This window comes from Streptomyces sp. W16 (assembly GCF_033194735.1).
In the GTDB taxonomy this organism is placed as follows: Bacteria; Actinomycetota; Actinomycetes; order Streptomycetales; family Streptomycetaceae; genus Streptomyces.
This window is the reverse complement of record NZ_JAWOAI010000186.1, coordinates 1-17,297: the sequence shown is the minus strand read 5'-3', so window position 1 is coordinate 17,297 and position 17,297 is coordinate 1. Positions and strand designations below refer to the sequence as shown.

The 17,297-nt window shown below is 68.6% G+C and carries 21 protein-coding genes and 1 pseudogene; 10 read left to right on the top strand and 12 right to left on the bottom strand.

The genetic code is table 11. The features are described 5' to 3' along the window. The 5 genes from R6V09_RS24360 to R6V09_RS24340 all read right to left on the bottom strand — a co-directional run. The coding region (locus R6V09_RS24360) for a TadE family protein (RefSeq protein ID WP_317883560.1) at positions 1–157 on the bottom strand (157 nt) is incomplete at its 3' end. Position 158: 1 nt separating this feature from the next. Then, the gene (locus tag R6V09_RS24355) at positions 159–551 is read right to left on the bottom strand and encodes a TadE/TadG family type IV pilus assembly protein (protein ID WP_317883557.1); all 393 of its coding nucleotides are present in this window, start codon (positions 549–551) and stop codon (positions 159–161) included. 5 nt (positions 552–556) lie between these two features. Further along, on the bottom strand, positions 557–1,804 hold the full coding sequence (locus R6V09_RS24350; RefSeq protein WP_317883556.1) for an AAA family ATPase: 1,248 nt from the start codon (positions 1,802–1,804) through the stop codon (positions 557–559). Positions 1,805–1,813: 9 nt separating this feature from the next. Further along, a complete protein-coding gene (gene cpaB, locus R6V09_RS24345) occupies positions 1,814–2,527 on the bottom strand; it encodes a Flp pilus assembly protein CpaB (RefSeq protein WP_317883555.1) in 714 nt (237 codons plus the stop codon). Between the two features lie 113 nt (positions 2,528–2,640). After that, entirely contained in the window at positions 2,641–3,450 is an 810-nt protein-coding gene (locus R6V09_RS24340) for a hypothetical protein (RefSeq protein WP_317883559.1), read from the bottom strand. A 414-nt stretch (positions 3,451–3,864) separates the two neighbouring features. On the opposite strand from R6V09_RS24340, the gene R6V09_RS24335 reads away from it, so the two are divergent. The 6 genes from R6V09_RS24335 (at position 3,865) to R6V09_RS24310 (ending at position 8,980) form a co-directional block, all read left to right on the top strand. Further along, positions 3,865–5,511: a chitinase gene (locus R6V09_RS24335; RefSeq protein WP_317883558.1), complete on the top strand. Its 1,647-nt coding sequence runs from the start codon at positions 3,865–3,867 to the stop codon at positions 5,509–5,511. 176 nt (positions 5,512–5,687) lie between these two features. After that, positions 5,688–6,005 carry a DUF4333 domain-containing protein gene (locus tag R6V09_RS24330; RefSeq protein ID WP_317883554.1) on the top strand — a complete coding sequence of 106 codons (318 nt, stop codon included), beginning with the start codon at positions 5,688–5,690 and terminating at the stop codon, positions 6,003–6,005. Between the two features lie 78 nt (positions 6,006–6,083). Then, on the top strand, positions 6,084–6,470 hold the full coding sequence (locus tag R6V09_RS24325) for a hypothetical protein (protein ID WP_317883553.1): 387 nt from the start codon (positions 6,084–6,086) through the stop codon (positions 6,468–6,470). 84 nt (positions 6,471–6,554) lie between these two features. Next, complete coding sequence (locus tag R6V09_RS24320; RefSeq protein ID WP_317883552.1) at positions 6,555–7,853, top strand: hypothetical protein; 1,299 nt, start codon at positions 6,555–6,557, stop codon at positions 7,851–7,853. A gap of 56 nt (positions 7,854–7,909) precedes the next feature. After that, on the top strand, positions 7,910–8,407 hold the full coding sequence (locus R6V09_RS24315) for a hypothetical protein (protein WP_317883551.1): 498 nt from the start codon (positions 7,910–7,912) through the stop codon (positions 8,405–8,407). Between the two features lie 60 nt (positions 8,408–8,467). Then, positions 8,468–8,980: a hypothetical protein gene (locus R6V09_RS24310; protein WP_317883550.1), complete on the top strand. Its 513-nt coding sequence runs from the start codon at positions 8,468–8,470 to the stop codon at positions 8,978–8,980. Between the two features lie 99 nt (positions 8,981–9,079). Here the strand turns inward: R6V09_RS24310 and R6V09_RS24305 are convergent, their stop codons facing one another. Next, a complete protein-coding gene (locus R6V09_RS24305) occupies positions 9,080–9,304 on the bottom strand; it encodes an antitoxin (RefSeq protein ID WP_317883549.1) in 225 nt (74 codons plus the stop codon). Between the two features lie 174 nt (positions 9,305–9,478). Between R6V09_RS24305 and R6V09_RS24300 the strand changes: the two genes are divergently transcribed. The 4 genes from R6V09_RS24300 to R6V09_RS24285 all read left to right on the top strand — a co-directional run bounded on the left by R6V09_RS24300 (position 9,479) and on the right by R6V09_RS24285 (position 13,316). Beyond that, positions 9,479–9,856, top strand: a complete 378-nt coding sequence (locus R6V09_RS24300; RefSeq protein ID WP_317883548.1) for a hypothetical protein — start codon at positions 9,479–9,481, stop codon at positions 9,854–9,856. Positions 9,857–9,947: 91 nt separating this feature from the next. Beyond that, positions 9,948–10,466: a SigE family RNA polymerase sigma factor gene (locus R6V09_RS24295; RefSeq protein ID WP_317883547.1), complete on the top strand. Its 519-nt coding sequence runs from the start codon at positions 9,948–9,950 to the stop codon at positions 10,464–10,466. 65 nt (positions 10,467–10,531) lie between these two features. Then, a complete protein-coding gene (locus R6V09_RS24290) occupies positions 10,532–11,788 on the top strand; it encodes a hypothetical protein (RefSeq protein WP_317883546.1) in 1,257 nt (418 codons plus the stop codon). A gap of 163 nt (positions 11,789–11,951) precedes the next feature. Next, a complete protein-coding gene (locus tag R6V09_RS24285; RefSeq protein WP_317883545.1) occupies positions 11,952–13,316 on the top strand; it encodes a M14 family metallopeptidase in 1,365 nt (454 codons plus the stop codon). 12 nt (positions 13,317–13,328) lie between these two features. Here R6V09_RS24285 and R6V09_RS24280 read toward each other — a convergent pair whose 3' ends face one another. The 6 genes and pseudogenes from R6V09_RS24280 to R6V09_RS24255 all read right to left on the bottom strand — a co-directional run. Then, a complete protein-coding gene (locus R6V09_RS24280; RefSeq protein WP_317883544.1) occupies positions 13,329–14,012 on the bottom strand; it encodes a hypothetical protein in 684 nt (227 codons plus the stop codon). A gap of 75 nt (positions 14,013–14,087) precedes the next feature. Next, positions 14,088–14,369, bottom strand: a complete 282-nt coding sequence (locus R6V09_RS24275; RefSeq protein WP_442810120.1) for a GntT/GntP/DsdX family permease — start codon at positions 14,367–14,369, stop codon at positions 14,088–14,090. A 12-nt stretch (positions 14,370–14,381) separates the two neighbouring features. Next, positions 14,382–15,857, bottom strand: coding sequence for a GntP family permease (locus R6V09_RS24270; RefSeq protein ID WP_317883543.1), 1,476 nt, complete (start codon positions 15,855–15,857; stop codon positions 14,382–14,384). A 111-nt stretch (positions 15,858–15,968) separates the two neighbouring features. Further along, entirely contained in the window at positions 15,969–16,373 is a 405-nt protein-coding gene (locus R6V09_RS24265; RefSeq protein WP_317883542.1) for a RidA family protein, read from the bottom strand. Next, on the bottom strand, positions 16,370–17,134 hold the full coding sequence (locus R6V09_RS24260) for an IclR family transcriptional regulator (protein WP_317883541.1): 765 nt from the start codon (positions 17,132–17,134) through the stop codon (positions 16,370–16,372). The genes R6V09_RS24265 and R6V09_RS24260 overlap by 4 nt, the downstream gene beginning before the upstream one ends. Further along, a pseudogene (locus tag R6V09_RS24255) lies at positions 17,131–17,297 on the bottom strand (sugar kinase); the annotation flags it as partial. The gene R6V09_RS24260 and the pseudogene R6V09_RS24255, both read right to left, overlap by 4 nt.

Below are 17,297 nucleotides of genomic sequence, written 5' to 3'. Positions count from 1 at the left end.
GCGCGCCCGCCCGGGCCGCCGTCCCCGCCTGCTCCGCGGCGTAGGCGATCAGCCCCAGCTGTACGGCGGCCAGGGTGACGAGGATCAGGATCGGGATGAACCCGAGGTACTCGATGGCGACTTGACCGCGGTCGCGCGCCTTACGGTCGTAGGACATCTCAGTTCGTCGCCTCCTCTACGGCGCCCGCGTGGGCGTGGACCGTGAAGGGGAAGGCGATCGAGCCGGGGAAGAGGACGGGCACGTCGAGCGTGACGTCGGCCGTGACGAGCCCCGTGCCCCCGCCCCCACACCTCACTTCGGCTCCGTCCCTCCACGCGGCGGACAGCTTGCTGAGGCCCGCCTGTTCGCAGGCGGCGATGCGCGCGCCGCCCGGCGCCGCCGCCGTCGCCGCCCGTACCGCCTCGTCGGCAGCATTCCCCGCGAGCGTGTACGTGTACCCCACCAGCACGAACTGCCACATCAGCACCAGCGTCAGAATGATCAGCGGGGTCATGCCGAGGAACTCGATGGTGACCTGGCCCCGGTCCCTTCCCTGCACGGGCATACGCATCCCCCTCACTCCCTACGGCGCCGGAAGCTCACCGAGCCGCGGTCGCCGCCCCGCGACCGGCCGCCCTTCTGGGCGACTTCGGGCACCTTGACCAGTCCGAGTTCGCCCGCGAGACCCCAAAGAGCCTGTTTGACCACGCTCTTGTTGTCGAGTTCGTGGAGGCGGCCGGCGTCCACCGCGCCCTGGAGTTCCTTGAAGTTGGCGGGGATCGCGGTGGCGGCGACCGCCGTGCCGGTGATCCGCTGGATCAGCGCGGGCTGGATCTCCGTACCGCGCGTGTGCCGGTTGACGACGATGGTCGTCTCCTCGGCCTTGCGGATCTGCAGCCGGTCCCACATGCGGACGGTGCGCTTCGCGGCGCGGACGGCGACCACGTCCGGGGTGGTGAACAGCAGTGCCGTGTCGGCCATTTCGACGGCCGCCGCGCTCGCACCGCTCATCTGGGCCCCGCAGTCGATGACGACGACCTCGTAGCGGGAGCGCAGGGCGCTGACGATCTGGCGGGCGGCCCGGTCGGTGACCTCTTCGCCGCGTTCGCCCTCGCCGGGGGCGAGCAGCAGCGCCATCCCGGTGTCGTGCCGGAACACGGCGTCGGCCAGGACGCGGGGCGAGATGTCGGTGATCGCGGCGAGGTCGACGACGGAGCGGCGGAACTGGACGTCCAGGAAGGAGGCGATGTCGCCGGTCTGGAGGTCCATGTCGACGAGGGCGGTGCTACGGCCCGACGTCTGGGCGGCGAGGGCGAGTTGGATCGCGGCGAGGGTGGCGCCGACCCCGCCCTTGGCGCCGCTGACCGTGACGACGGTGCCGCCGACACCGGTGAACACGTCGCCGCCGTGCCCCAGATGACGCCGTACGCCCACGGACCAGGCGGCGACGGCCTGGACCCGGTTGGCCAACTCCTCGTAGCTCAGCGGCAGCGCGATGAGGCCGCGGGCGCCGGAGTCCATGGCGGCCTGGAAGAGGCCGGGGCTGGCGTCCGTGGTGACGAGGATGACGCCCACCGCCGGGAAGCGCAGGGCGACCTCGCGGACCAGCTCCAACGCCGGGACGGGACCGATGCGTTCATGCACCACCACGACCTCGGGCAGCTCGTCGACGGACTCGGCGGCGAGCCGGGCCAGGGTGTCGATGAGCTGCGTCGAGTCGGCCACCGGGGCCACCGGGTCGGCGTCCGGGAGCTGGCTGAGCAGGGTCGTGATGGCGCGGATGGCGTCCGCGTCTCCGACCGCCGGAAGAATCCTGGTGGGCATGCGGGCCTCTCACTTGTCCTTCGCGAGTTCGTACGTCCGGTCCTGCTCGGGCACGGTCGTATCGGTGCCGGGCGCCACCAGCGCCAGCCGCACCCGCTCGGCGAACGACTCGGCGTAGGTGATGCGCTGGGCATCGAGAGTGGAGAGCGCGAAGGTGATCGGTACACCGTTGGTGGACTGCTGCTGGTTCTTGTCGCTGTTGCTGCCCGGGTCGAGGGCGGTGATGTGGCCGACGTCGATGACCTTCGCGTTGGTCACGATGATCTTCGACTGGTCGGGGTCGCCCTCTTTCGCGCCCGCGAAGGTGGCGTACACGTTGACCGTGGAGCCCGGGGTGATCTTGCCGGCGACGCCGGTGGCCGCGTCGATCATGATGGCGACCTCCTGCTGCCCGGGCTGCAGGGCCGGCTGGTCGACGATCATGTCGGTCTGCAGCAGGGAGCCCCCGCGCAGGGTGGTCACCGCGATCTTGCCCTCGATCTGGCGGAGATCGGTCACGGCGTTGTCCGACAGCCACCGCTTGGGCATCTCGATCTTCTTGAACTGGGCCGCGGTGAGGGCCGTGTAGGGCGCCACGTTGTCCTTGACCTGGTAGGCGGCGACTTCGGGGCCGACCTTGGACTTCACGTCGCTGATGACGGAGAGGACGCCGGCGAACGCGCCGAGGGCGCAGAGGACCGACAGGAGCAGGAGTATCACGCCGCGGCGCTGACGGGAGTTCATGAACCGTACAACCTCATTGGGGATATCGGTCGAGCGGAAATGAGCGGATCGAGCGGGATCGAGCCGGGTCGAGCGGGACCAGGTGCTGTAAGCGTGTCCTGTGAAGGGATGACTTATCCGCTGGATGTTTGGTTCTCGTGAACGGGCGGTGTTGCCGAGCAGAAGACACAACGGTCACCGATGACGTCGATACCGCACCAATGGCACACGGACTGCCGTACCGAGGTGACCAGTTGGTAGAGCACGGACAGGTCGGGCAGGTATGTACAGAACTCGATCAACTTGCTCGTACCCCACCAAGTCACCGACTCGGCGGGCAGGGTGGCCTCGCGGAGCCCCATCGCGTTCCACGCCGGGGCGAGGGTGGCGCCGATCCAGTCGGACTGCAGCTGCCCCTTGGCGACCAGCATCCAGGTGCCGAACTCCGGCCCGTCGAGGGCGCCTTGGGGGCCGACCTTGATGAGCTGCGGCTCGGGGTGTGCGATCACCGCGAACTGGCTGCCGGGCACCCAGGACTTGGCGTGCGACTTGAGGCCGACGGGGACCCGGTCCAGCTTGGTGACCGAGCCGAGGAGCGCGCCGGCGTGGATGTAGTGGGTGAGCAGCCGGCCCGCCGAGGCGAGCACCCCGGGACTGAGGTCGCAGGTCGCGAGCTGCCTCAACTGGCGGGCCAGTACGGCGAGTCCGAGTGGGGGGAGATTCGGACGGAACAGGGCGATCCGGTCGCTCTCCAGGATGGACCGGATGGTGTGCAGCCGTCGGTCGACACCCTCGGACACGGCCTGCGAGGACACGACGACGACATGCCCGTGCTGGTCGATGAGGGCCTGCATCTCCGACAGCGCCTGATCCAGCGGCCGTTGGTCCAGGTCCCGCAGCACGACGGCGGGCAGGGTCCGTTCGTCCTGTGCCGGCAGCGCCATGTCGGCGCTGGTCACAGCAATGGCAATTGGCACGCGCAGCTCCCCGTCTCACGCCTGTCGGCTTTCCGGTATTACTCCGGTACGCCGAGTTGACTTCATTGCGTGACTACCTCAGCACTGTATCCACGCCCCTGTGACCGGAGAACAGCGTTTCTGCAGCTGTGCCGCAACTGTCATTGCGCACAACACGCCAAATCGGGGCAGGTCGAGCAGCTGATCGAGGTCGGGGCGGCGAATCCACCACCGGAGAAGTTGGTCTGGACCTCTTGACAGCACAATTGGTCTGGACCAACTCTTGAACTCCAGCGGTGGCCACCGTCGTAACAGTCCCCTCCAACTCCCCCACCGGAGGCATCAGTGGACCGCGCACCAGGCAAGCCCAGCAGAAACAGACGCCTGTGGGCCGGGGTCGCCATGGCCGCCCTGGCTCTCTCCTTCGCGGGCACCGGCCAGGCGTCCGCCGCCGACATCAACAACGCCAAGAACGCCGGCTTCGAGTCGGGCCTGACCAACTGGACCTGTACGGCGGGCAGCGGCACGACCGTCTCCTCCCCGGTGCACAGCGGCGCGGCGGCCCTGAAGGGCACCCCGGCCGGCCAGGACAACGCCCAGTGCAGCGAGTCGGTCGCGGTCAAGCCCAACTCGACGTACACGCTGAGCGCCTGGGTGCAGGGCGGCTACTCCTACCTCGGCGTGACGGGCACCGGTACGACGGACGTGTCGACCTGGACCCCGGACACGACGGCCTGGAAGCAGCTGTCGACGACGTTCACGACGGGCGCCTCGACCACGTCCGTCTCGGTGTACACCCACGGCTGGTACGGACAGGCCGCGTACTACGCGGACGACATCTCGGTCTACGGCCCCGACGGCGGCGGTGGCAGCGACCCGGCCCCGACGGTCCCGGCGATACCGACGGGCCTGAGCGTCTCCTCCACGACCTCCTCCTCGGTCTCCCTGGCCTGGAGCGCGGTATCGGGAGCCACCGGCTACAACGTCTACCGCGCCGGCACGAAGATCACGGCGGTGACGGGAACGTCCGCCACGATCACGGGACTTACCGCTTCCACCTCCTACTCCTTCCAGGTCACGGCGACCAACTCGGCCGGTGAGTCCGGGAAGTCGACGGCGGTGACGGGCACGACGACGGCAACGGGCGGAGGCGGAGGCGGCACCCTCCCGAAGCACGCGGTGACCGGCTACTGGCAGAACTTCAACAACGGCGCGACCGTCCAGAAGCTCTCGGCCGTCTCCTCCCAGTACGACATCATCGCGGTGGCCTTCGCGGACGCGACCTCGACTCCGGGCGCGGTCTCCTTCACACTCGACTCGTCCGGCCTCGGCGGCTACACGGTCGACCAGTTCAAGGCGGACATCGCGGCCAAGCACGCGGCCGGCAAGAAGGTCGTCATCTCGATCGGCGGCCAGAACGGCACGATCTCGGTCAGCGACTCGACGTCGGCAGCGAACTTCGCCAACTCGGTCTACTCCCTGATGCAGACGTACGGCTTCGACGGCGTCGACATCGACCTGGAGAACGGGATCAACGCGACGTACATGACGCAGGCGCTGAGGTCCCTCTCCTCGAAGGCGGGCTCGTCCCTCATCATCACGATGGCCCCCCAGACGATCGACATGCAGTCGACGTCGAACGCGTACTTCCAGACGGCCCTGAACATCAAGGACATCCTCACGGTCGTCAACATGCAGTACTACAACAGCGGCACGATGCTCGGCTGCGACGGCAAGGTCTACGGCCAGGGCACGGTCGACTTCCTGACAGCCCTCGCCTGCATCCAGCTGCAGGGCGGCCTCGCCCCGTCCCAGGTAGGCCTCGGCCTCCCCGCCTCCACCAGCGCGGCGGGCAGCGGCTACGTCTCCCCCACCATCGTGAACAACGCCCTCGACTGCCTGACCGCCGGCACCAACTGCGGCACCTTCAAGCCGTCGAAGACATACCCCGACCTGCGGGGCGCGATGACCTGGTCGACGAACTGGGACGCCGCGGCGGGTAGTTCGTGGTCGAACTCGGTGGGAGCGCACGTGCACGCGCTGCCGTAGCGGATCGAAGTAGTCGGCAGCGAACGAGAGGGACGAGGGGACCGGCCGATCGTTGGCTGACGCCTCTCGTCCCTGACTCGTTCCCGCTGCCTCTGTATGCTTTCTCGGTCCTCCTGCCGTCATCAGCCAGTACGGAGCCCGTCGTGCCCAATACCCGGTTGCCCGCAGTGTGTTCCATGCTGTCGGCCGTGGCCGTCAGCATGCTGCTCGGCGGCTGCTCGGCTTCCGTCGAGGTCGGTTCCACACCGAAGCTCTCCGCCGGGAAACTGGCCGACCTGCTCGCCGAAAAACTCGCCTCGACGACGGGCCGGCCGAAGCCGGACATCAGCTGCCCCGAAGACCTCGCAGGCAAGATCGGTACCACCACCCGGTGCAAGCTCACCGGGGACGACGGCAGCACCCTGGGCGTAGCCGTGACGGTGACCTCTGTCAAAAACGGTCAGATCAACTTCGACTTCAAGGCCGACGACGCGGCTTCCCCTGCCACGAACTGACCGCCGAGTCGTTCAACGGTCATGGCGGGAACGAACCCAGGTCAGAGGGGAAGCGACGTGGCGTCACAGTCGACAGGGATGCGTCTGAATCAACTGCCGGGCGATCTCGGAGGGTCCCCTGGCTCCACAGGACCGACCGGAGGGAAGAAGGATCTCGCTTCTTCGCCGGCAGAGAAACAGGCCGCAGCACGCGCCATCGAGAATCACATCGAGCCCGAGACCCGCAAGGCCGGTGACGGGGCGGACACCGAAACCGACACGGCCGTCCAGGAGTTCCGCGACGGATGGCTGACGTCAGGGGCCCTGAAGAAGACACATTCGACGTGGGGAGACCAGGTTCAGAACCTGATGAACAGGCTCGCGTCCGAGAAGGCGGCCCTGCGGAGCGCCAACAACGTGCTGCAGAGCACGGACATCCAGACAGGGACGGACGTGCGCTCCACTTCGGTGATCTCCGGGTACTGATCGCGCTCAGTCCTGAACCGCCACCCGAATGGCAGGCCACCACGCAATGACAACGGGGACCCCATGCCGAACTTTCACGAAATCATGACGACCGACCTGTCCACGCTCACCACGGCCGCGGAGCGCTGGGACGGGATGGCGAAGGACTTCCACAAGCAGGAGGCCGCCTACAAGCGGGATGTACACGGCATCTCCCTGGGCCAGACCTGGTCGGGACTGAGCGCGGACGCCGCCACCGGACGCTTCGACATCACGCTCAAGGAGTTCCAGAAGGCTCAGGTCGAGGCCAAGGCGGTGGCTTCACTGCTACGTGATGCGCATACGCAGTTCACAGATCTGCGCAAGAAGTTGGAGTCGGCCCGAGCGGACGCCGTCAAGGCCGGCATGGCGGTCTCGGACGGGGGCGTGGTCTCCTACGACACCGCGAAGCTCAGCGACAGCGAGCGCACGGCCCTGCACCACGACCCCGACTATCAGCAGTCCGTGCGCACGGCTGTCGCCTCCTGGCAGGCAAGCATCGACAAAATCGTCAAGGACGTCGGCGACACGGACACCGACGTCGAAACCGCCCTCAAGGGGGTGGTGATCGACTCGGACACGAACGACGGCACCCTCACGGGCTTCAACGGCCAGGCACAGGGCGACGTCAAGAAGTACGAGAACACGGCCAAGGACGCCCACACCAAACCCGACGGCTGGGTGTCCAGCGGCGATTCCAAGGCTTCCGGCCCCGGCCTCGGGGCAGAGGCCACCGGGCCCGACACCGGATCCGGCAAAATGGGCGAGGCCGAAGCTCACGCCGACCTCGGCCGTGCGAGCGGTGAGGGCTCGCTCACCAACGGTTCGTGGAAACTCTCCGGGGATGCCGAGGCCTACGCGGGCGCCAAAGGCTCCGTGAGCGGCGGCGCCACCCACGAAGGCGCCCAAGGGGAAGCAGGCGTCTTCGCAGGAGGAGAGGGCTCGGCCAAGGGGCGCATCGACTTCGGCCCCGTCGGCGTCTACGGACGGGCCGAGAGCACGGCGGGCGCAGAGGCGGGAGCCCACGCCGGGGCAGGTCCTGAGGGCGTGAACCTGAGCGGCGACGCGTTCGCCGGAGCGAAGGGGGGCACCACCTTCGGTGCGGACATCGGGGGTATCGGAGCCGGTGCCTCCGCCGAGGGGTGGGCAGGGCCCGGTGCCGAAGCAAGCCTGGGCATCGGGAAGAGCAGCGAGGGCACATGGAAATTCGAGACCAGTGTGGGCCTCTCCCCCGTCCTCGGCGGTGAAATGGGCTTCGAGTTCACCGTTGATCCCGACAAGGTCACCGACACCGCGGGCGATCTGGCCGACGCCGTGGGCAATGGTGTCAGCTCGGTGGGTCATGCCATCGGCAGCCTGTTCTGATCGCATTCCCGTAGCCCACCGTGGTGGTTGCGTCGCCGTAGGAAAGAAGGATCGAAATGCCCACGACCCTGCCGGTCCCGATCGAGTTCGATCTGCCGGAAGGCTGGCGCGCCGCGCCTCCGGATGAAGTCGGGGCCCCAGGCGCGGCGTTCGTCGCGGTGCATCTGCCGTCCGATGTCGGATTCACCGCGAATGTCGCGGTCGACGGCGAGTACCGCCCGGATACGGCGACACTGGCGGAGATCGCCGACGAGTCGGTGGAGCACCTGAGTGAGGCCGGTGCTCCGGTCGCAGTCGTCGGCCGCCGGGAAACCGGTTCCGTGGAGGCACCCGGCCTTACACAGACGCTGGCCTTTTCGGCCGTCGTCGTTGGGACAACCCGCGACCTCGTCCAGTCGCAGGTGTATCTGTCCATGCTGGACGTGGCGGATCCTCGCAAGCGGGCGGTGATCCGCCTGGTTCTCACCTCCACCGCATCCCAGCACCCCGCCGTCCTGGACGACTTCAGGGACTTCGTGCGCAGCGTCCGCCCAGCCGGTGGTGCGGAGTCGTAGCGACTTCGGCGGAAGCGGCGATTCTTGTGCCGTCGACCCGATCCTTCATAGGTTGACCGCATGGGACTCTTCGACAGGCTGACCGGAACCCAGCGCCCCCCGAACGGGGTTGTGCCGCTCTCGACCGAGGAGGTACGGGCAGCCCTGCTCGGCCTCAATCAGCCCGATGTCCCCTACGTCATCCGCTACGGCGCCGCGGAACACGCCGATCTGGTGGCCGAGTGGCGAATCGCCGAACCCGCCTGGCAGAACTTCTTCATCGAGTCCCAACTCACTCATACCATCCAGATCCGGATGCGACTGAGTCGGGAGGACCACGAGGTGCGTGTGCTCGAAGAACAGCGTGAGGTCACCCGAGTCGGGAATCCGCCGAGAATTCAGATCGCGTCCGGCTATTCGCGCGGACCCGACAGGACCGTCAAGCGCCAGTGGACCATCGAACGTGGGGACAGCGGACGTCTCGGAGCGACGGAGACTTTCCGCTTCGACACAGCGGACCTGCGCAATCCATTGAAGGACGCCGTCCTCAAGTCGGGCTGGACCTGGCGGGGAGTGGTCTTCGGCAAGCTGTGAGGGGCGGACGCCTCTCATCGCCTGTCGCCCTGCTCCCCGCATACGGCACCGAGTTGACGGCCCCGCTGCATGGCGCGAGCAGCCCCTGCCCCCGGGCCGTCATTCCTTCTTTTCACCGTCCCCGGCATCCTCGGCGAGCCTGTCCAGCAGTGCCTGCGCCTTGTCGACCGCCGTGTCGATCTGCTCGCTGTGCTTGCCGTCCGTCTTCTCGTCGATGAGATCGCCGGCCTTCTCCAGCCCGTCGGAGATCTTGTCCCCGTGCTCCTCGGCGACCTCCTCGGCCTTGTCTTTGAGCTTCCCCAGGTCCGGCAGGTTGTCGAACATGACAGGTCCCCCTCGCTGCGACGGCCTTACGCGGTCAGGGACATGGTCCTCACGGCAAGCCCCGCAGAACAAGGTGGCCCCGGCGCGACCACCCCGGCGGGCGGAGGCGCGGGGCAGGCGTGTTCGGGGCGCATTCGCATCGCCAGGGCTCGGCCCAGAGATGATGATGGGCCCATGCCGCCCGTGCCCGTCGAACCCCGTCCGCTGAACGGCTCCGAGCGAGCCGTGCTGGAGTGGATCCTCTCCGCCGACTTCACCGGCGCCGCCGCGCTGCGGAGCCAGCTGGAGCGGACGGAGGTGGTGGCCGTCTGGGGGGCCGGGTCGGTGAGCGTAGATCTGCGGGTCCGCGAACCCGTGCGGCACGCGGCGATGGCGTCCGGCCTCGTCCCCGTCGGCGCACATGTCCACGACCCGTCGGGCGAGTACGTCGGCGAGCTGCTGGTGTGGACCGACGGAGGCGCCACCCTGGCGGCCCTGGAGTACGCCTGGGTCACCGACGAGATGCCGACTGCCCTGCCGGCCACCGATGCCGTACGGCTCTCCGTGCGCTGACCGGACCGGCGTGAAACATTTCTGTGGGGCCACCGCATCAATGGAGTGAGGGCGGTGCGGGCAACAGCCCGCGGGGGCAGGGGGAAACGGTATGAGACGACAGGGACGCGCCGACGAGTACGCGGAGTTCGCCGCCGCACGCGCCGGGCATCTCTATCGGTCCGCCTGTCTGCTGACCGCCGGGGACACGCATCTCGCCGAGGACCTGGTGCAGGAGACCCTCGGCAAGCTGTACGTCGGCTGGGGGCGGATGTCCCGCGTCGGCAACCCCGCCGGATACGCGCAGACCGTGCTCACCCGTACGTTCCTCGCCCATCAGCGGCGCCGCAGCAGCACCGAGCGCGCCACCGACGTACTGCCCGACCGGCCCGACCCCGGCGGCTCGGGCGGTGACACCCCACTGCGGCTGACCCTGCTGCAGGCCCTGTCCCGGCTGCCCGCCAAGGACCGGGCCGTGGTCGTCCTGCGCTACTGGGAGGACCGGTCCGTCGAGGAGACCGCCGACGTCATGCACGTCAGCTCGGCCGCCGTACGCACCCGCTGCGTCCGCGCGCTGGGGCGGCTGCGCGAACTCCTCGGCGAGAACCTCGACGAGTACGCCCGCCCCTGACCTCCCCCCCCAATCCCCCTTTTCCTCCCTCCCGCCAACTCCCCTATGCGAAACGGTGGTTCGCCATGCCCGACGCACACTCCAGCGATGCCGTCGACCCCTTCGAGACACGGCTCGCCGCCGGTCTCCGGGACGCGGGCGACGCCTTCGAGACCGACCGGGCCGCGCTCGCCGCCGCGGGCGCCCTGAAGGGACGACGGCGGCTGCTACGACGCCGGAACGCCGCCGTCATGGGGGGCGCCGCCGGTATCGCCCTCGTCGGCGTCGGCGGGGCGCTGCTCCTGCCGAGCGGAGGTTCTCCCGACACGCAGGGTTCCGCGGCCACCTCCACCCACGCCTCCGCCTCTGCCTCCGCCCACGCTCCCGTCTCCGGCAAGGCCCTGATCCAGACGCTCGAACACCTTCTCGCCGACGGCAAGTCCGGCAAGTTCAGCAAGGCCGAGGCCCGTGGCACGGACGAGGAACTGTCGCCGTACGTCCATGTCGTCTACGACGACGGGAACGGCAAGTCGGCCATCGAGGTCGGCATGGGGCGGGTGCGGCCGGGGAGTGACGAGGCGCGGCAGGCCACCAAGTGCCCGGCGAAGGTGTTCACGCACTACGACGCGTGCGCCACGAACCGGCTGGCGGACGGGTCGGTGGTCATGGTCCTTCAGGGGTACGAGTATCCGGACCACCGGGTGGACACCAAGTGGTGGAGCGCCGAACTCGTCACCCCGCAGGGGCAGCACGTGAGCGTGAGCGAGTGGAACGCCGCCGCCGAGAAGGACGCGCCGATCACCAGGAGCCAACCGCCGCTGTCTCCCGCCCAGTTGACGAAACTCGCGGCCTCGTCCGCGTGGCGGGACGCCATCGACGCGATGCCCGCGGAGGCCTCGACAGTGACCGCGGAACCGAGCGACACCGCTTTCGGCGCTCCTGTCGCCACGACCCTCAAGAGCCTGCTGCCGAAGGGGTTCACGGTGTCCGACAGCAGTGACGACGACAGCGGGTTCGGCTATCTCGTCGTCGACGACGGCAAGGGCAGGAGCATGGTCCAGGTCAACGTCCAGGCGAACATGTCGGACGTCGAGGGCGACCTGTTCGGCTCGGACGCCGAGGTCCTGTCCGACGGCACGAAGGTCGCCACGCACCAGGGGCCCGGCGAGAAGGGCGGCGCGGGTGTCGTGATGTGGACCGTCGACACCATCAGGACCGACGGGACGCGCGTGGTGATCAGCGCCTTCAACTCCGGTGCCCAGGACACCACTTCGACCCGTGCGACGCCGGCCCTGACGATGAAGCAGCTCCGGGTGATCGCCCTGAGTCCGAAGTGGCGGTAATCCGGCCAGCGACTTTTGGCGCTCTTGACCTGACCATGCCAACACATCAACATAGGCGCCACACAGGAACACCCGGAGGAACCCGCACAGCAACACCCCACCCGCACGCGGTACTTCACGCACGTCGCACTGAAACACCCCCCAACTCCAGCAAGGAGATTTCATGCGACTCCGTATACGCGGCTCAGGCGTCCGAAGCGGCAGACGCACCGCCGCGCTCGCCGCCCTGATGGCCCTCGCCCTCGCCGCCCCCGTCGCGGAGACGGCCACGGCTGCCAAGGCCACCACCGACAGCGCACACCAGGCCACCCCGGCCGCGGACGACATCCGCCAGTACGAGATCCACGTCGACCACAACACGCCGGTCACGCGTACGGCCATCGCGGCGGCCGGCGTCACCGTGGACGAGTCCGACGAGGAGACCGTGGTCGTCTCCGGCCGCGCCGCCCAGATCAAGCTACTGCGCCAACAGGGCTACGCCGTCTCGCTGTTGGGCGCCGCCCCGGACCGCTCCTCGGCCGCGGACGCCCCACGCCTCCTCGACTTCCCCTCGGCCGACTCGAAGTACCACAACTACGCCGAGGCGAACACGGAGATCGACCAGCGGCTCGCCGCCTACCCGGGCATCATGAGCAAGAAGGTGATCGGCAAGTCGTACCAGGGCCGGGACATCGTCGCCATCAAGGTCAGCGACAACGTGGCCACCGACGAGAACGAGCCCGAGGTCCTGTTCACGTTCCACCAGCACGCCCGCGAGCACATGACCGTGGAGATGGCGCTGTATCTGCTGCGCGAGCTGGGCGCGGGCTACGGCACCGACTCCCGCGTCACGAACATCGTCAACAGCCGCGAGATCTGGATCGTGCCCGATCTCAACCCGGACGGCGGCGAGTACGACATCGCGACCGGCGCCTACCGGTCCTGGCGCAAGAACCGCCAGCCCAACTCCGGTTCCTCGAACGTCGGTACGGACCTCAACCGGAACTGGAACTACAAGTGGGGCTGCTGCGGCGGCTCTTCGACCTCGACCTCGTCCGAGACCTACCGGGGCGCGTCCGCCGAGTCGGCGCCCGAGGTGAAGGTGGTCGCGGACTTCGTGCGCAGCCGGGTCGTCGGCGGGAAGCAGCAGATCACCGCGGGCATCGACTTCCACACCTACAGCGAACTGGTGCTGTGGCCCTTCGGGTACACGTACTCCGACACGGCCACCGGGATGACCGCGGACGACGCCGCCGCGTTCAAGGCCGTCGGTCAGAAGATGGGCGCGAGCAACGGCTACACGGCCGAGCAGTCCAGCGACCTGTACATCACGGACGGTTCGATCGACGACTACCTCTGGGGCAGTCAGAAGATCTTCGACTACACCTTCGAGATGTATCCGACGTCCAGTTCCGGGGGTGGGTTCTACCCGCCCGACGAGGTGATCGAGCGGGAGACCTCCCGGAACCGGGACGCGGTGTTCCAACTGCTGGAGAACGCCGACTGCATGTACCGGTCCATCGGCAAAGAGGCCCAGTACTGCGGCTAGTTGGTCCCTCGGCTAGTCCTTGCGGACCTCGGCCTCGGCCTCGGCGAGCGCGGCTTCGTCCACCTCGGCGGACTCGTCGGCATCGTCCTCCTCGCCGTCGTCGAAGTACGCGTCGAGAACCGCGTCGAGCTGCGTCTCCCACTCGCTGAACCGGCTCCTGGCCGCCGCCTCGATCTCGATCGGGTACCAGCGGCGGTCGGGAGTGTGCACCGTGATGGTGAAACGCTTGCCGAAGCGCGGGGTCTCGGTCTCGACGGCGCCGATCTCGTCCCAGCGGAACTCGCAGTTCTGGTCGTCCAGGCGCAGTCGTACGCCCTTCTCGTCCGCGACGATCTCCGCACGCCGGTCGGAGGCCTCGAAGACGGGCCCTTCGGACTCGTCGTCGTCGGCGGCGTCGACATCGGCGTCGTCGTCGGCCGCGTCCTCGTCGGAGTCCTCCGCGTCAGAACCATCGGCCTCGGCGTCTGCCTCCTCGGCCTCCGCCTCCCCGTCCGGCGACTTCTCGCCCTCGGGCTCCTCGACCTCCGGCTCCTCCGCCCCGGTCTCGGTCTCCGCGTCCTCCGCCTTCTTGTCCTCCGGTTCGTCGGAGGACCCGGCGGGTGCGGTGAGCCCGGGAATGAAGGCCGGGTCGAATCCGGCGCCCGTCACGGGCTCGCCCTTCAGGGGCTGGCTGCTCGAACCTATGCGCTGCTCCACAGCGCGAAGTATGGTCGACGATCCTGTGTCAGGCACAGCCAGCCCCTACTTCGTTATCAGACGCCTACAAGCGGCTTACACGAACACACTGAGCAGAGCGGCCACCGCGAACCCCGCCACCGACAGCACCGACTCCAGCACGGTCCACGTCTTCAGCGTGTCCCGCTCGCTGATCCCGAAGTACTTGGCCACCATCCAGCTGCATCCATCAGCGCGCTCCGCGCGCGGGCACCGTCGTTGACGTGCGAGGCGAAGATCGAGCCCGCCGAGACGCAACCACCGACCATCACACCCGACACAGCGGCAACGACCGCCGCCGGCCGACCGGAAACCGCGCCGGCCGACCGCGACGATCACACCACCCGGCAACTACACGAACAAACTCAATACCCCCGCCACCGCGAACCCCGCCACCGACAGCACCGACTCCAGCACGGTCCACGTCTTCAGCGTGTCCCGCTCGCTGATCCCGAAGTACTTGGCCACCATCCAGAAGCCGCCGTCGTTGACGTGCGAGGCGAAGATCGAGCCCGCCGAGATGGCCATGATGACCAGGGCGACGAAGGCCTGGGAGTGGTCGCCCTCGGAGAGGAGCGGGGCCACGATGCCCGCCGTGGTCACGATCGCGACCGTCGCCGAGCCCTGTGCGACCCGTAGTACCAGCGAGATCAGGTACGACAGGACCAGCACCGGCAGGCCCACGTCGTGGAAGGTGTCCGAGAGGGCCTGGGCGACGCCGCTCGCCTTGAGGACGGCGCCGAAGACCCCGCCCGCGCCGACGACCAGGATGATGTTGCCGACCGGCTTGAGGGACGCGGTGGAGACGGTCTCCAGGGACTTGCGGGACCAGCCGCGCCTCAGCCCCAGGAGGTAGTACGCGAGGAGGAGCGCGATGGTCAGGGCGACGAAGGGGCTGCCGAAGAACGCGAGGACCGAGCGGCCGGTGGACGGGTCGAAGGCGATCGACGAGAAGGTGGCCGCGAGGATGAGGACCAAGGGCGTGCCGATGATCGCGAGGACCGTGCCCAGCGACACCGGCTTCTCCTGCGGTACGACGCCGGACGCACGCTGTTCGTCGATGACCGCCTGCTTCGCCTCGGCCGCCGCCTCGACCATGTCCTGCGGTACGGCGACGAAGATCCGCTTGCCGATCCAGGCCGCGTAGACCCACGCGGCGAGCACGGCGGGGATGCCGACGACGATGCCCATGAGGATGACCCAGCCGAGCTGGACGTGGAGGAGACCCGCGGCTGCCACCGGGCCGGGGTGCGGGGGCAGGAACGCGTGGGTCATCGACAGGCCCGCGAGCAGCGGCAGGCAGTAGAGCAGGATCGACTTGCCGCCGCGCTTGGCGGCGGCGTACACGATCGGCGCGAGGACGAAGATGCCGACGTCGAAGAAGACCGGGATGCCGAAGATCAGGCCGGTGAGGCCCATGGCGAGGGGTGCTCGCTTCTCGCCGAAGAGGTTCAGCAGACGGGACGCCAACACCTCGGCGCCGCCGCTGACTTCGAGGATCGCGCCGAGCATCGTGCCCAGGCCGATGATGATCGCGACATGGCCGAGGATGCCGCCCATGCCGGACTCGATGGTGGAGACGGCGTCCGAGCGCTGGACCGTGCCGAAGAGCTCGGTGACCGACAGGCCGGCCAGCAGGCCGACCGTTATGGAGACGGCGAGGAGGGCCACGAAGGGCTGGAGTCTGACCTTGATGATCAGGAAGAGGAGCAGCGCGATCCCGATGGCGGCGACCGTCAACAGGCCTGCGGTGCCGTCGAAGAGGAGGAGCAGGCCTCCGGTGTGGGGTGGGGTCACGGGGGCGGTGGCGGCGAGCGGTAGGGACATTGGGGGGTCCTCGTGGTCGTAAGAGCATGGGACTTTCGGGCAGGGGAGATCGCGGCGCGGCACCCCGTGGGGCGCCGAACCGTCGTGCGGTGTGCGGGAGTTGGGTCGGTGCTAGCCGAGAACGGCCAGCGCGTCGATCTCGATGAGCAGGCCGGCGGGGAGACCGACGTAGACGGTTGTGCGCGCGGCCGGGACCTCGACCAGGCCCTCGAAGTACGCGTTGTAGATCGCGTTCATCTCGGCGAAGTGGTCCACGTCCGTCAGATAGACGCGGAGCATCATCACGTCCTCCCAGCTCGCGCCGCCCTCCTCCAGGATCGCCTGGACGTTGGCGAGGGTCTGGAGGGTCTGTTCGCGCAGGGTCGGGCCGGCCGGCGTCGGCGGCCTGCCCTCCTCGGCGGGGAGGAAGCCGACCTGCCCGGCGACCTGGAGGATGTTCCCCTTGCGGACGCCGTGCGAGAACTTGGCGGGCGGGGTGGTGTGGGTCTTGGGTGTGAGCGCGGTCTTCTCGGTCATGAGCTTGCTTCCTTGACGGGGGTTCGGCCGGAGTACTCCCCGCTGATGGCGTCCGCCGTACGACGGACCAGCGGGAGCAGGGTGAGGAGTTCGTCGGCGGTGACGACGACGTTGGGCGCGGAGACCGACATCGCGGCGACCACGCGTCCGTCGGCGCCCCGGATCGGCGCGGCGACGCAGTTGATGGACTCTTCGTGGCCGCCGAGGTCGGTGGCCCATCCCTGTTCCCGCACCTTCTCCAACTCCCGTAGGAAAGCTGGGGCGTTGGGGGTGGAGCGGGCGGTGTACATGGGGTATTCGAGCTTGTCGGCGAGGACCCGCCGCTCGGCCTCCGGGAGGTCGGCCAGGAGCAGTTTGGCGACGCCCGCGACGGTGATGGCGACGGGCTTGCCGATCCGCGAGTACATGCGCACCGGGTAGCGGCTCTCCACCTTGTCGATGTAGAGGACCTCGTTCTCCTCGTACACCGCGAGGTGGACGGTATGACCGCACTGCTCGTTCAGCCGTACGAGATGGGGGTGGGCGATCTCGCGGATGTCGAGGTTCTCCATCGCCTCCTGGGCGAGGGCGATGAGGCGGGCGCCGAGGCGGTAGCGCTGGTCGGACTGGCGGTAGACGAGGCCGTGCTCGTGCAGGGTGCGCAGCAGCCGTAGCGCGGTGGACTTGTGCACTTCGAGGCGGTCGGCGACCTGGCCGAGGTCTGCGGGGCCCTCGGCGAGCAGCGGCAGGATGCTGAGCGCGCGGTCGACGGTCTGACTCATGGCGTACGTACCTCCTCGTCGGCCCAGTCGGCGGCGTCGGTCCAGCCGGGGCCGAGTCGAAGTCTCCCCCACGCCTGCTCGTCGAGGGCGACCAGGCGGTCGGCGTGGTCGCGGACCGGGGGCGCGGCGAGGTCGCCGGGGACGGTGAGGGCGGCGGCGGCCG